The following is a 14,170-nucleotide window of genomic DNA, read 5'->3' on the forward strand; positions in this document are numbered from 1 at the left end:
GGCGTCAGCCCTTCCCGCCGCGCAAAGACCAGCGCCGAAGTCCCCCCGCCGCTTCCGCCTGAGGGTGAGCAACGCGCGCAAGGCATTTTTTCAGATGACGGCCTCAGTACTGGAAGACGGCGGGAGCGCCGACGCACTCTGCTGCGGCATCTCCGGCGGTCATGCTTCCCAAAAGGAAAACAGACTATCGGCATGATCAGGGACGAGCGCCGAAGCCGTTCCCGTCCACGACCCGCGGCGGCATCCCTTTTCCCAGACTTTCGGAAAGCCCTCCCCCGCCATTGACGCCTTACCGTTTAGACGGTAACGGTATCGTCATCATCCGCTCACGCTTCTTTCGGAACCGCGCCGCGCTTGGATGCGCTTCGACCATCCCGCGCCGCACAACCCGGCTGGCGTTTTCCGCCTCCTCTTTTCGCGCAGATTCCGAAGAAGCCCTCATCCGCATTTCGGAACATGGCGGATCCCTTGCTTTTTCAAGCAGACGAACATCAACCCCCTGTGTGTGGAGTCAGCCTGATGGCCTTCGTTCACTTACATTGCCATACCGAATTCAGCCTCCTCGACGGCGCCATCCGGGTCGCCGATCTGGCGCAGAAGGCCAAGGCGCTCGGCATGCCCGCGGCCGCCATTACCGATCACGGCAACCTTTTCGGCACCGCCTATTTTTATTCCGCCTGCAAGGACGTGGGCATTCCGCCCATCATCGGCTGCGAAGTCTATGTCACCCGCGATCACACCGACAAGACATCCGACTTCGCCAGAGTGCGGCATCACCTCATTCTTCTGGCGCAGAATCCCGTCGGCTACCGCAACCTCATGCATCTGGTGAGCCGCAGCTGGCTCGACGGCTTTCACTACAAGCCGCGCATCGACAAAAAAATGCTTCACGGCTGCACCGACGGCCTGGTGGCGCTTTCGGCCTGTGTGGCCGGCGAGCTGCCCCGCACACTTCTCGGGCAGAACAAGCTCATCACGGGCGGCGGCACCTTCGACGACGCCATTGCCATAGCCAAGGAATACGCCGCGCTTTTTCCCGACCGCTTCTATCTGGAAGTGCAGGCCAACAGCCTGCCGGAACAGGCGCTCGTGAACCAGCGCATTCTTGAGCTTTCCGACGCCACCAATCTCCCCCTCGTGGCCACCAACGACTGCCACTATCTCAACGCCGACGACGTGGAAGCCCACGACATTCTGCTCTGCATTCAGACGCAGGCCAAGGTGGACGATCCCAAGCGCTTCCGCTTCGAGGCGCGCGATCTCTACTACAAGTCCGAAGAGGAAATGCTCGCCGGTCTCGACGGCGTTCCGCGCGACGCCATGGAAAACACGCTCAAGATCGCGGATCAATGCTGCCATCTTGAAATCCAGCTCCATGCGCCGCCCTATCACTTCCCCGTGTACGACCTGCCCGAAGGCATGACCCTGGCCAGCGAATTCTGCCGCATGGCCCGCGAAGGCCTGGAAAAACGTCTGGAAAAGCATCCGCACCGGGACACCATCAATCCGCAGGAGTACCGCGACAGACTCGAAATGGAGCTCAAGGTCATCTGCGACATGGGCTTCCCCGGCTATTTCCTCATCGTGCAGGACTACATCAACTGGGCCAAGAACAACGGCATTCCCGTGGGCCCCGGCCGCGGTTCGGCCGCAGGTTCCGTGGCGGCGTGGGCTCTGCGCATCACGTCCATCGATCCTCTGCCCAACAAGCTGTTCTTTGAACGCTTCCTCAACGTCGAACGCGTCAGCATGCCCGATATCGACGTTGACTTCTGCGAAGATAGGCGCCTTGAGGTGCTCGACTACGTTACGAGAAAGTACGGCAAGGACAAGGTGTCGCAGATTGCGGCCTTCGGTAAAATGAAGGCCAAGGCCGTGGTCAAGGACGTGGGCCGCGCCATGGGCATTCCGTTCAACGAGACGACGCGCATCGCAAAAATGATTCCCGCCGATCTCAAGATGACGCTGCAGAAGGCCCTCGACACGGTTCCCGAACTCGCGGAGGAATACAAGACCAAGCCGGAAGTTCGGAAGCTCATCGACATTTCCAAGCGTCTGGAAGGCCTCACGCGCCACGCCTCCACCCATGCGGCCGGCGTGGTGGTGTCCGACAAGCCCATGGAGGAATATCTCCCCCTCTTTGCCGGACGCAAGGGCGAACAGATTGCCGCGTTCGACATGAAGTTCGTGGAAAAGGTGGGCCTTGTGAAGTTCGACTTCCTCGGCCTGCGCACCATGACCGTGATTTCCAACGCGGTGAAGAACATCGTGCGCCAGGGCAAGGAAGCCCCGGACATGGAAAACCTTTCCACGGACGACCCCAACGTCTATGACCTGCTCTCCCGCGGCGACACCGACGGCGTGTTCCAGCTGGAAAGCACGGGCATGCGCAAATACCTGCGCATGCTCAAGCCCTCGGGCTTTGAAGACCTTGTGGCTATGCTGGCCCTGTACCGTCCCGGACCGCTCAACTCCGGCATGGTGGATGAATTCATCAAGCGCAAGCACGGCGAAATCGAGGTTTCCTACCCGCTTCCCGAGCTGGAATCCTGCCTGAAAGACACCTACGGAGTCATCGTCTATCAGGAACAGGTCATGCAGATCGCGCAGATCACCGCCAAGTACACCCTCGGCGGCGCCGACCTGCTGCGCCGCGCCATGGGCAAGAAGAAAGCCGAGGAAATGGCCAAGCAGCGCAACATCTTCCTCAAAGGCGCTTCCGAACGCGGCGTGGCCAAGGAAACGGCCAACGAAATCTTCGACCTCATGGAAAAATTCGCGGAATACGGCTTCAACAAGGCCCATTCCGCGGCCTACGCCTACATCACCTACGGCACGGCATACCTGAAGTACTACTTTAAGGTTGAGTTCATGGCCGCGCTGCTTTCTTCGGAAATCGGCAACCAGGACAAGATTCTCAGCTACATTGCAGCCTGCCGCGACATGAACATCGACGTGCTGCCGCCCAACGTGCAGATCAGTCTGCGTTCCTTCACTCCCAGCGGCGATTCCATCGTGTACGGTCTCGGCGGCGTGAAGAACGTGGGCGACGAAGCCATCAATGAAATCGTGCGCTCGCGCGAGGAGGACGGCCCGTACAAGTCCCTGCTCGATCTCTGCACCCGCGTCAATCTGCGCAAGGTGACCAAGCGCGTGCTCGAAAGCCTCATCAAGGGCGGCGCGTGCGACTGCTTCGGCGTCAGCCGGGCGGGCATGCTGGCCAGCCTCGACACCGTGGTGGCCCGGGCCCAGAAAAAGCAGAAGGAAAAGAATTCCGCGCAGATATCGCTTCTGGCCTTTTCGCCTTCCGTGGAAGCTGCGCCCATGCCCGGCATCGGATTCCCCTGCGAGGAACAGGACACCCCCGAGTGGGAAGACGATCAGAAGCTCGCCTTTGAAAAAGATTCGCTCGGCTTCTATCTCACCAGTCATCCGCTTCAGCCCTTCCGCCGCGACATGCAGCGACTCGGCCTGCTCACGCTGGAGGAAATCAGCGAGCTCGGCAAGGGCGCGGTGAAAACCGGCGTTCTGGTCACCAGCGTCAAGGAATTCATCACCCGCAAGGGCGACAAGATGGCCTTCGTGCAGGTGGAAGACCTCACAGGTCACGCCGAGGTCACCATTTTCCCCAAAACCTATGCCACCATCAAGGACACCCTGCACGGCGACCGGCCGCTCATTGAGCTCGTCGGCACCGTGGATGCCAAGGACGACGACGATTTCGGCGACGACGAGGAAAACGACGAAAACACCGTCAAGGAAATCAAGCTGCTGTGCGACTCCGCAAGGCCGCTGCTCGAAGCCTGCATGAGCAGCGATCAGCCCGTGGTGATCCCCTATCCCGTGACGTGTACGGGAGACGCCGACATCGAGGAATTCAAGGCCATTCTGGAAAAGCACAAGGGCACGTCGTCGGTGCAGATTCAGTTCGAGCTGAACAACCGCAACTGCCTCATGGAGCTGGGTCCGCGCTGGAGAGTGCAGGCCAGCCCGCAGCTCAACAAGGACATGGACGCCTGGGCCAAGGCGCGCCTTGCGCTGCGGCAGTAACAAAACCTTTTGCGCGCCGGCCCCGATTCCCGCAGGAATCAGGAAAACCGGCGCATCGTTTTTGCATGCGAAACAAGGAGACAGCATGAGCAGATCGGTATGGCGGCTGACCATTCGCGGCGATTTCGCCGCCGCCCACGCCCTGCGGCACTATCAGGGCAAATGCGAAGCCCTGCACGGACACAACTATCTGGTGGAAATGGTGGTGGAAGGCGAAACCCTCACGCCCGACACCGAACTCGTGGCCGACTTTTCCGCGCTCAAGAAGGAACTCAGGGCGGAACTTGCCGCCATCGATCATGTGTACCTCAACGAGCTGCCGCCCTTCGACGTCATCAATCCCTCGTCGGAGAATCTGGCCCGCTATCTGTACGCCAGAATGAAGGAACGTCTGGCCTCCATGCCTGTGCGCATGTACAGCATGACGGTGGGCGAAACGCCCATTCAGTCTGCCACCTACATGGAACTCGAAGACTGATGCCGCGCTCTCCCGCCCTTGCCGCGGCAACACGGCTTGCGGGACGGGCCCTGCCTCTCATGGAGGAGTGGGCCCTCGCCGCAGGAGCCGAGGCGCTGATCAACGCCGGCCCGGTGTTTCTCCCCCCGGGCGGCCGTCTTCCGAGGCTTCATCCCATGCAGAAAAACGCGCCGCTTCCGCCTCGAAGCTCGACGGCGGCCGTCTGCTGCTTTGCCCTGACCATGCCGCCCGCGGAGGATCTCGACGTATGGTTTCTTTCGCTCGCCAAGCAGGCCGGACACACGCTGATCTTTGACTTCAAAATGCCCGAACGGAATCTCGACTATCCCGGAGCGCTGCTGTTTTCCCCTCTGCGACGTCGCCTTTCCTGCGGGCGTCACGTTCCCGCAGGAGGGCTGGAAGCACTGCTCTATCGCCATCGGGACCAGTGCCGCGTGCTTCAACGCCGCACGCTCGGCGCAAGCGCGCTCTGCCTCGTGCTGGTGCAGAACCGCGACTGACGCCGCTGCCGTTTCAGGGCTTTTGACTTCTCTCAGACAAACGCGCGTAAGGGCACGTCGGCGCAACGCTTCGGCTCTCTATTTTCATGAGAGCGAAACGCGCCACCGTCGCGCTTCAACATGATAAAAGAAATGAAGCTGCTGCCGTCGCGCTTTCTCTTCGACGGCGACGGCGCAGCCCACAACACAAACCGGTCGACGCAATCCACACACCGGCAACAATGCCTGTGCGCCCGACCGGTTTTCTCCACAGAAGCGTCAACGCCACAGTCACCGGGAATGCGCTTTGTCGGATGGCATGATTTTGCCGCAGGCGCGGCGGCCCGGCTGCGAAAGCGGAACCGCCACGCGCCGCCGGAACAAGCTCCGCTATTTGCGGGGCAGTTCCATGGACGCTCCCTGCTCCACGGCGGGCGAAGGCTGCTCCGGCTCCGTCTTGTCGGAAGGCATGCCCATGAGCGCTCCGAGCTGTCCCTTGAAAATAATGTGCGTGGCGGTTTCATCCGCCAGCTCTCCGAGATCCATGAGCTTTTCCAGAAATTCCAGAATTTCGCCCCGGCGCTCTTCCACCGACCACTTGAAATCTTCCTCAAGGTTGCCGGATTTCAGATATTCTTCCAGTTCGGCGATGTATTTGGCATTGAGCATGGCCATCTGCAGACTCCAGTATGTTGCGCCCTGAGGCGTGAAGAAAAAACGGAACCGCGCGTTTTTCCGCGTCATATTCCGTTGTGCTTTCGGGAAATAAGTTCGCTCTCCACCATGGCCTGACGGGCCAGGGCCACCATCACCGGGCCGGCAATGATGCCCACCGCGCCGAATACCGCCAGACTGCACACGATGGAGAGAAGCAGCACCACCATGGAAACTTCAATGCCCGTCTTGAGAAAGTACGGCCGCAGAAGGTTGTCTGAGCCGGAAACCACAATGCTGCCCCAGGCCAGCAGCATCAGCGCCGAAGCCAGCGACTGCGTGGCCCACAAATACACGGTGATGGGCAGCCACACGATGGCCGTGCCCGCCAGCGGAATCACCGCCGAAAACACGGCCAGCAGTCCCCAGAACGCGGGATCGGGCACGTCGAGAAGGCGCAGGCCGATGCCCGTGAGCGTGCCCTGAATGATGGGCACGAACACGATGCTGATGAACACGGAACGACTGGCGTTGTGCAGCACGGCAACAAAGCGATCCACCATGTCGTCACGCTGGGGCAGCACCTGGAGCACCACCCGGCGTATGGCCGGGGCGTACACGACGATGAGGCAGGTGAACACCATGAAAAGACACACCGACCACACCATGCCCATGGTGTCGCCGGCAAGATTCAGGCCCTTGGAAAGCACGTTCTTGATGACGGCGTTGACCACGGCATTGAAGTCGCTCTCCAGTTTATCTAGGTATTCCGTAGCGTTGGGAACATTTTCCACAAAGAATCGGTACGCCTCGCCCACGTGATAGGATATGGCCGGTGGTATGGGATGCCCGTTCTGCCACCAGGCGCTGAGACGACGCGCGCCTTCGAGCGCCTGCGGCACCACCATGACTATCACTATGGTGATGGGCGTGGCGACGCATATCACCAGGCCGACGGAAAAAAGGGCGATGGCCGATGTTTTGGCCATTCTCGCGCGCAGCCAGCGATAGATGGGCAGCGTAAGCGCCGCTGCAACGGCCGCAATGAACACGCTCGTGAGATACGACGAAAGCAGCGTAAACCATAAAACAATAGCAACAACAGCCAGACAGCGGGCCATGAGTCCTCCATAGCGGGCACCGGAGAGGTTCCGACATCTCTCCGAGAATACTGGGGAACGCGCACGATGTCCAGTTGTCCGCGCTTATTCTCCGTCGATGTTGTTTGAGCAAACAAACGACTTGCCTTTATCGCTGCAATAAGGCAAACCTGAAGCCGTCAGAAACGTTCTCCGATCGCGTTCTTTCAGGAATCAGGCACAAGGGAGCCTGTCCGGAGACATTCCCTTTTTCATGGCCGAGGTCTTCCCGGACCGAGGCGTACCGTCCCAGCCGGACAACAGCAATAAGGAACATGAAAAGCGTCACTAAAAAGGAAGCCCTTCTGCAGGCAGCCAAGGAACTTTTCGGCGAGTACGGCTTTGCCGAAACCACGTTCAAAAAAATTTCCGACAGGGCGGGAGTCGCGCTGGGCCTTCTCACCCATCATTACGGCAACAAGGAAAAGCTGTTCTTTGCCGCGGGTATGGACGTACTGGAACATTTTCTGAGCGTACTGCGTTCCGCCACGGAAGGCGCGCCCGACGGCCTTACCGGCGTGCTCTGCTTCTGCCGTGCCTATCTTGAATTTTCCGTCGATCCGCACACCAACTGGCTTGTGCTCGTGCGCTGCTCTCCCTACAGCGACATGAAGGCCAGCGACGATCGGGAAATCATGCTCCGCAAATTTGCGGAAGTGCATCATCTTCTCGAAATCCAGCTTCAGCGCGGCGTTGCCGACGGTACGATCACCACGCTCACGCCCTCCAGCACGGCGCAGGTCATCGTGGGCCTCATGGTCGGCGCGAACCGCACGCGCGTGCTCACGCCCTACACCTACGGCTCTTCCGAGAACTTCTACACCGAAACCCTTTCCTTCGTCGAACGCGCCATCACCAGCGGAAAACCCAGGACAGCATAACATGGATTCCCTCATCACCGCCGCCCTGCTCGGGCTCGTGGAAGGGCTCACCGAATTCCTTCCCGTTTCTTCCTCCGGTCATCTCGTGCTCGCCTCCAGCCTTCTGGGCTTTTCCGGTCCGGGGGCGTCCACCTTCGAGGTGGTCATTCAGGTGGGTGCCATTCTCGCCGTGCTTGCCCTCTACTGGCGGCGCTTTCTCGGCCTGCTTCGCTTCTCTGGAAACAAGCGCGGTTTTGCCGGACTGCGCGGCATTCTGATGCTCGTGCTCACCACTCTGCCCGCCGCATCTCTGGGACTTCTGCTGCACGGCTTCATCAAATCGCTGTTCACGCCCGCCACGGTGGCGGCCGCTCTGGTGTGCGGCGCCGTTCTCATGCTCGTGGTGGAACACATGCTCGCCCCGAAGCAGAACAACATGCCCGTGCAGAACATTGATCAGCTCACCCCCCTGCAGGCGCTCGGCATAGGCTGCTTCCAGTGCCTCGCCCTGTGGCCCGGCTTCTCCCGCTCCGCCTCCACGCTCATGGGCGGCATGATACTCGGCGTGCGCCGCGAAGTTGCTGCGGAATACTCCTTCATTGCGGCCGTGCCCATCATCATCGGCGCAGCGGGCTACGATCTTCTGAAATCGCTCTCCCTGTTCACCGCGGCGGACGTCCCCTTCTTCCTTGTCGGATCGCTGTGCGCCTTCCTTTCCGCCATCGCCGCCATGCGCTGCTTCATCTCCCTGCTCGGACACGTCACCCTCAAGCCTTTTGCCGTCTATCGCCTGCTGCTCGCCATTCCGGTGTACCTCTTCATGCTGCGATAAAAAAATTTGCCGGAAGGCAAAAAAAATGCTTGCCAAGGGCGGCCGTTTTCTATAAGTACATTCCTGCGCCGGATGATTCCGACAGCACGGCAAGGTAGCTCAGTTGGTTAGAGCATACGGTTCATACCCGTAGTGTCGAGAGTTCAAATCTCCCCCTTGCTACCATAACAATAAGAAAGTCCAGGATTCTTCTTGGACTTTTTTTTATGCCTTCCGCAGAGGCGGCAAGCCGTCTTCTGCTCGCAACATCCTATTGATTACCTTTCCATTCGGAGTTCTCCCATGGCTTCCCCTTCCCGTCCTCAGCGCATTCAGGTGTTCGGCCACAAAAACCCTGATACCGATTCCGTCATCGGCGCCATCGCCCTTGCGGAACTTCAGAATCAGCGGGGCATTCCCTCCAGCCCCAAGGTGCAGGGCAGCACGAATCCCGAAACCAATTTCGTCATGCAGCGCTTCAACATCAAGCCCCCGCGCATTCTGGAAAGCGCCGCCGGCCGTCAGGTGAGCCTGGTGGACTTTTCCGACATCGCTCAGGCGCCGCACGGCTTTGAAAGCAGCACCATCGTGTCGCTGGTCGATCATCACAAGCTCGGCGACGTCACCACCTCCTCGCCGCTGGAAATGTGGGTCTGGCCCGTGGGATGCAGCAACACCATTCTCAAGTCCATGTACGACTTCTACGGCGGCTACGTGCCCACCTATCTTGCGGGCGGCATGCTCTGCGCCATCCTTTCCGACACGGTGCTCTTCCGCTCCCCCACCACCACCGACGCCGACCGCCGCGCCGCGGCCGAACTTGCCGAAATCGCGGGAGTAGACGACATCATGGCTCTCGGCATGGACATGTTCCGCGCCAAGTCCGACCTGCACGACTCCGCCGACAACCTCTTCCAGCGCGACTATAAGGAATTCGACATCAACGGCCGCAAGGTAGGCATAGGTCAGCTCGAACTCATGGACGCCGGCATGATTGATCCCATCAAGGCCGATCTCTTCAAGGCCGCGCGCAAGCTGCTCGACGAACACGGCTGCCACACCGTCATGTTCCTCGCCACCGACATCATCAAGGAAGGCTCGCAGATGCTTGTGGTCTCCCGCGACATGTCCGTGACCGAAAAGGCCTTCAACGTGACGCTGGATCCGTACAGAATGCCCAAGGTACGCAACGTGGCTCCGGCCTACGCCAAGGAAAACCAGTCGGAATATCACGAACATCAGGGCAATGCCGATGCTCCCTGGGCCGACGCTCTGGCCGAAAAGTGGATGCCCGGCATGCTGAGCCGCAAAAAGCAGGTGCTGCCTTTTCTCATGGACGCCTTTAATTCGCTTGACTAGTTGCGGGAAACCATCTATATTCCCTTTCGCACGGCAAGGTAGCTCAGTTGGTTAGAGCATACGGTTCATACCCGTAGTGTCGAGAGTTCAAATCTCCCCCTTGCTACCATGAAACCATTCCCGGGATTCTTCATGAATCCCGGGATTTTCTTTTAATGCTCCGCAATCTGCCTCAGGCGGGCGCTGCGGCGGGCGAGTTCAGCAGTTCTTCCCCCCTCGCTGCGCCTTCGAGATGACGACATTTTTGCGTCTGTCCGATGCAGCGGGTCGCATTTGCCCCTTCTTCCGCAACGTTTCCGCTCTCCCGCAGGCCGCGCCGCATCGCTGCACGGCTGCTTTTTCCCTCTTCAACAGAGCGTCGCGTTTTCTTTTTCCGCTTTCACGCCCCAGGGACCCGTTTTCCCGTCTATCCTTCATTCTTCAAACAAGTTTTTATTGTCACGAAAATAGACATGGCGATGGAAATCGGTTATACCTGAAGGAAACATGTATGTACCTTGCTCCCGATCCGTGGACATGCATGTAACACGCTAAACTATTACGCTTTTTCAATTACCTACTCTAAGGAGCTTCATTCATGGCGTACACACGTAGAAGCTTTCTGAAAATGGTCGGCGCGGGAGCCATGTGCCTTTCGCTCGCCCATTTTGGATTTGATCTGAAAGAGGCGAAGGCATATGCCACGTCCTTGAAAATTGAAGGCGCGAAGGAAGTCAGCACCGTGTGCCCCTTCTGCGCCGTCTGCTGCCAGGTCATCGCGTATGTGAAGGACGGCAAGCTCATCTCCACGGAAGGCGATCCCGACTTCCCCGTCAACGAAGGCAGCCTCTGCGCCAAGGGCGCGGCCCTGCTTTCCATGTACACCGGCGAACATCGTCTCACCAAGCCCATGTATCGCGCCCCCTACAGCGACAAGTGGGTCGAAAAGGACTGGGACTGGACGCTGCAGCAGATCGCCCGCCGCGTGAAGACCGCCCGAGACAACGACTTCATCGTGAAGAACGCCAAGGGTCAGACCGTCAACAGGCTTGAGTCCGTGTTTTGCATGGGCACCTCTCATGCCTCCAACGAAGAGTGCGCCGTCATTCATCAGGCGATGCGCAGCCTGGGGGTCGTGCATATCGACCACCAGGCGCGTGTCTGACACAGCCCGACTGTACCGGCTCTGTCAGAGTCGTTCGGACGTGGGGCTATGACGAATCACTGGATCGACATCAAGAACGCTGATGCCGTCCTGATTATGGGCAGCAATGCTGCAGAACATCATCCCGTATCCTTCAAGTGGATCATGCGGGCCAAGGACGCCGGAGCCACCATCATGCACGTGGATCCCAAGTTCTCCCGCACCTCGGCGCGTTGCGATTTTCATGTGCCGATCCGCTCCGGTACGGACATCGCCTTCCTCGGAGGCATGATAAACTATATCATCGAATCGGGAAGCTGGTTCAAGGACTACGTGGTGAACTACACCAACGCCACCTATGTGCTGGCCGATTCGTATGACTTCAAAGACGGTCTCTTCAGCGGCTACAACGCCGAAAAGAGAACATACGACCGCTCTTCCTGGACCTTCAAGCGCGACGAGAAGGGAGCTCCCGTACGCGACTTCACGCTCAAGGACGAACGCTGCGTATTCAACGTCATGGCAAAGCACTACTCCCGCTACACGCTGGACAACGTTTCCAGCATCACGGGCGTATCGAAAGAAAACCTCTTGAAGGTCTATAAGATCTTCTGCGCCACAGGAAAGCCGGACAAGGCCGGAACCATTCTGTACGCCATCGGCTGGACTCAGCACACGGTGGGCGTGCAGAACATCCGCGCGTCGGCCATCATTCAGCTTCTGCTGGGCAACATCGGCGTGGCCGGCGGCGGCATCAACGCCCTGCGCGGCGAACCCAACGTGCAGGGGTCTACGGACCATGCCCTGCTCTACCACAACCTTCCCGGCTACCACAACGCGCCCCTCGCGCAGTGGCAGACGCTGGAGGAATACAACAAGGCCAACACTCCCGTCACGCACATTCCCAACAGCGCCAACTGGTGGAGCAATCGTCCCAAGTACGTGACCAGTCTGCTCAAGGGCTGGTTCGGCGACGCCGCCACCGCGGAAAACGATTTCTGCTACAGCTGGCTGCCCAAGTGCGAAGACGGCGAGGACTACTCGTACATGTACGCCATGGACCGCATGCTCAACGACAAGATGCGCGGCGGCTTCATTTTCGGCGTGAACCCCATGAACAGTTTCCCCAACACCAACAAGATGCGCGCCGCTCTGGATCATCTGGACTGGCTGGTGGTGGGTGAAATTCACAACTCCGAAACCTCGGACAACTGGCATCGGCCCGGCGCTGATCCTTCCACCAAGAAGACGGAAGTCTTCCTGCTGCCCTCCGCGCACCGCGTGGAGAAGGAAGGAACCATCAGCAACAGCGGCCGCTGGCTGCAGTGGTTCGACAAGGCAGTGGAACCTGCGGGTGAAGCCCGCAACTTCGGCGACATCTACGTGCCGCTCATCAACACCATCCGCGAGCTGTACAAGAAGGAAGGCGGAGCCTTCCCGGATCCTCTTCTCAAGCTGAACTGGACCGACAAGTTCGACGCCTCCGACTGGGCAAAGCGCATCAACGGCTTCTTCTGGAAGGATACCGTGGTCAACGGCAAGACCTACAAGCGCGGACAGCTTGTGCCCGCCTTCGGCAATCTTCAGGCCGACGGCTCCACCTCTTCGCTGAACTGGCTGTACACCGGCAGCTGGACCGAAGAGGAAGGCAACAAGTCCAAGCGCCGCGATCCCAGCCAGACCGAGATGCAGGCGAAGATCGGCATCTACCCGAACTGGTCGTGGTGCTGGCCCATCAACCGCCGCATTCTGTACAACCGCGCGTCCGTGGATCTTCAGGGCAAGCCCTGGAATCCTGACAAGGCGGTCATCGAATGGAAGGACGGCGCGTGGGTGGGCGACGTGCCCGACGGTCCGTGGCCGCCCATAGCCGACGAGAAGAACGGACGCCTGCCGTTCATCATGACCACCGACGGCGCGGCACAGCTCTTCGGACCCGGACGTGTTGACGGTCCATTCCCCGAGCACTACGAGCCCGCCGAGTCGCCCGTGGCTTCGCATCCGTTCTCCAGTCAGCTGACCTCGCCCTGCTTCAAGTTCCACAAGAGCGAGTTCGACAAGTTTGCGGCTCCGGCCGATCCGCGCTACCCCATCGTGCTGACCACCTACAGCATGACGGAACACTGGTGCGGCGGCGGCGAAACCCGCAACGTGCCCAACCTGCTTGAGGCCGAACCTCAGCTCTATGTGGAAATGAGCCAGGAACTCGCCAAGGAAAAGGGCATCGAGAACGGTGACGGCGTCATCATCGAGAGCGCCCGCGGCAAGGTGGAAGCCATTGCCATGGTGACCATCCGCCTGCGTCCGTTCACGATCATGGGCAAGACCGTCCATCTCATAGGCATGCCTTTCGCCTATGGCTGGACCACTCCCGGCTGCGGCGATTCCACGAACCGCCTCACCGTGACCGCCTATGACCCGAACACCACCATTCCTGAAACGAAAGCTTGCTGCGTGAACATCCGCAAGGCCGACAAGCTGACCGAAATAGCCTGATTCAGGCGGGGCGCGCCCTCGCGGCGCGCCCCTCAAGGAGTACGCGATGCCTAAAGCATTCCTCATAGACACAACAAGATGCACGGCCTGCCGCGGCTGCCAGCTGGCATGCAAGGAGTGGCACAACCTGCCCGCCAACGCCACCAAGCAGCGGGGCTCGCATCAGAATCCCCCGGATCTCAATCCCAACAACCTTAAAATCGTCCGCTTCCACGAACACTTCGACGAGCAGGGCAACGTGGTGTGGAACTTCTTCCCCGATCAGTGCCGCCACTGCCTCACGCCGATCTGCGTGGATCTGGCCAATCTTGCCGTTCCCGGATCCATGATTCAGGACAAGGCCACCGGCGCAGTGCTCGTCACGGAAAAATGCAAGCAGCTGGCTCCGGCCGACATCAAGGCCATCATGGAAGCCTGCCCGTACAACATTCCCCGGTACAACGAACAGACCAAAATGCTGACCAAATGCGACATGTGCATCGACCGCGTGTCCGCAGGTCTTCAGCCCATGTGCGTGAAAACCTGCCCCACGGGCGCCATGTTCTTCGGCGAACGCGCGGAAGTGCTGGAAGAGGCGCAGAAACGTCTGGCACGCATCAAGGAACGCTATCCCAAAGCCCGCCTTGTGGACACGGAAGACGTGAGCGTCATCTATCTTCTGGCCGAGGAGCCCAAGCACTATTACGAGTTCGCGAGCTTCGGCTAGCCTCATGCCGGAGCG

General features: G+C 59.5%; 11 protein-coding genes and 2 tRNA genes. 11 read left to right on the forward strand and 2 right to left on the reverse strand.

From position 1 onward, the window contains the following. Positions 1-516 precede the first annotated feature (516 nt). The 3 genes from dnaE to ABGT79_RS00365 all read left to right on the forward strand — a co-directional run bounded on the left by dnaE (position 517) and on the right by ABGT79_RS00365 (position 5,028). Positions 517-4,050, forward strand: a complete 3,534-nt coding sequence (gene dnaE / locus ABGT79_RS00355) for a DNA polymerase III subunit alpha (RefSeq protein WP_346666636.1) — start codon at positions 517-519, stop codon at positions 4,048-4,050. An 85-nt stretch (positions 4,051-4,135) separates the two neighbouring features. Continuing rightward, positions 4,136-4,528, forward strand: coding sequence for a 6-carboxytetrahydropterin synthase QueD (gene queD / locus ABGT79_RS00360; RefSeq protein ID WP_346664492.1), 393 nt, complete (start codon positions 4,136-4,138; stop codon positions 4,526-4,528). Next, positions 4,528-5,028: a hypothetical protein gene (locus ABGT79_RS00365; RefSeq protein ID WP_346664493.1), complete on the forward strand. Its 501-nt coding sequence runs from the start codon at positions 4,528-4,530 to the stop codon at positions 5,026-5,028. The genes queD and ABGT79_RS00365 overlap by 1 nt, the downstream gene beginning before the upstream one ends. 369 nt (positions 5,029-5,397) lie before the next feature. Here ABGT79_RS00365 and ABGT79_RS00370 read toward each other — a convergent pair whose 3' ends face one another. After that, complete coding sequence (locus tag ABGT79_RS00370) at positions 5,398-5,676, reverse strand: hypothetical protein (RefSeq protein ID WP_294488570.1); 279 nt, start codon at positions 5,674-5,676, stop codon at positions 5,398-5,400. Positions 5,677-5,747: 71 nt separating this feature from the next. Then, complete coding sequence (locus ABGT79_RS00375; protein WP_346664494.1) at positions 5,748-6,782, reverse strand: AI-2E family transporter; 1,035 nt, start codon at positions 6,780-6,782, stop codon at positions 5,748-5,750. 293 nt (positions 6,783-7,075) lie between these two features. Here ABGT79_RS00375 and ABGT79_RS00380 point away from each other — a divergent pair, with 293 nt between their 5' ends. From ABGT79_RS00380 to ABGT79_RS00415, 8 genes are all read left to right on the forward strand, one after another. Beyond that, positions 7,076-7,681, forward strand: coding sequence for a TetR/AcrR family transcriptional regulator (locus ABGT79_RS00380; protein WP_346664495.1), 606 nt, complete (start codon positions 7,076-7,078; stop codon positions 7,679-7,681). Between the two features lies 1 nt (position 7,682). Continuing rightward, complete coding sequence (locus tag ABGT79_RS00385; RefSeq protein ID WP_346664496.1) at positions 7,683-8,492, forward strand: undecaprenyl-diphosphate phosphatase; 810 nt, start codon at positions 7,683-7,685, stop codon at positions 8,490-8,492. A gap of 88 nt (positions 8,493-8,580) precedes the next feature. Further along, positions 8,581-8,657: transfer RNA gene (locus ABGT79_RS00390), tRNA-Met, on the forward strand. Positions 8,658-8,774: 117 nt separating this feature from the next. Next, positions 8,775-9,830 carry a manganese-dependent inorganic pyrophosphatase gene (locus tag ABGT79_RS00395; RefSeq protein WP_346664497.1) on the forward strand — a complete coding sequence of 352 codons (1,056 nt, stop codon included), beginning with the start codon at positions 8,775-8,777 and terminating at the stop codon, positions 9,828-9,830. 32 nt (positions 9,831-9,862) lie between these two features. Next, positions 9,863-9,939: transfer RNA gene (locus ABGT79_RS00400), tRNA-Met, on the forward strand. Between the two features lie 148 nt (positions 9,940-10,087). Beyond that, a complete protein-coding gene (locus tag ABGT79_RS00405) occupies positions 10,088-10,309 on the forward strand; it encodes a hypothetical protein (protein WP_346664498.1) in 222 nt (73 codons plus the stop codon). Positions 10,310-10,407: 98 nt separating this feature from the next. After that, positions 10,408-13,449: a formate dehydrogenase-N subunit alpha gene (gene fdnG / locus ABGT79_RS00410; RefSeq protein ID WP_346664499.1), complete on the forward strand. Its 3,042-nt coding sequence runs from the start codon at positions 10,408-10,410 to the stop codon at positions 13,447-13,449. A 46-nt stretch (positions 13,450-13,495) separates the two neighbouring features. Continuing rightward, positions 13,496-14,155 (forward strand): 4Fe-4S dicluster domain-containing protein, encoded by a 660-nt coding sequence (locus ABGT79_RS00415; RefSeq protein ID WP_346664500.1) that lies wholly within the window; start codon positions 13,496-13,498, stop codon positions 14,153-14,155. The last annotated feature ends 15 nt before the right edge of the window (positions 14,156-14,170 follow it).

Origin of the sequence: uncultured Mailhella sp. (assembly GCF_963931295.1) — a bacterium.
Lineage (GTDB): Bacteria > Desulfobacterota > Desulfovibrionia > Desulfovibrionales > Desulfovibrionaceae > Mailhella.

What these genes read in the sequence shown, in the direction of transcription:
- queD (WP_346664492.1), top strand. Translation starts at nt 4,136, where the DNA reads ATGAGCAGATCGGTATGGCGGCTGACCATTCGCGGCGATTTCGCCGCC.
- ABGT79_RS00365 (WP_346664493.1), top strand. Translation starts at nt 4,528, where the DNA reads ATGCCGCGCTCTCCCGCCCTTGCCGCGGCAACACGGCTTGCGGGACGG.
- ABGT79_RS00370 (WP_294488570.1), bottom strand. Translation starts at nt 5,676, where the DNA reads ATGCTCAATGCCAAATACATCGCCGAACTGGAAGAATATCTGAAATCC.
- ABGT79_RS00375 (WP_346664494.1), bottom strand. Translation starts at nt 6,782, where the DNA reads ATGGCCCGCTGTCTGGCTGTTGTTGCTATTGTTTTATGGTTTACGCTG.
- ABGT79_RS00380 (WP_346664495.1), top strand. Translation starts at nt 7,076, where the DNA reads ATGAAAAGCGTCACTAAAAAGGAAGCCCTTCTGCAGGCAGCCAAGGAA.
- ABGT79_RS00385 (WP_346664496.1), top strand. Translation starts at nt 7,683, where the DNA reads ATGGATTCCCTCATCACCGCCGCCCTGCTCGGGCTCGTGGAAGGGCTC.
- ABGT79_RS00395 (WP_346664497.1), top strand. Translation starts at nt 8,775, where the DNA reads ATGGCTTCCCCTTCCCGTCCTCAGCGCATTCAGGTGTTCGGCCACAAA.
- ABGT79_RS00405 (WP_346664498.1), top strand. Translation starts at nt 10,088, where the DNA reads ATGCAGCGGGTCGCATTTGCCCCTTCTTCCGCAACGTTTCCGCTCTCC.
- ABGT79_RS00415 (WP_346664500.1), top strand. Translation starts at nt 13,496, where the DNA reads ATGCCTAAAGCATTCCTCATAGACACAACAAGATGCACGGCCTGCCGC.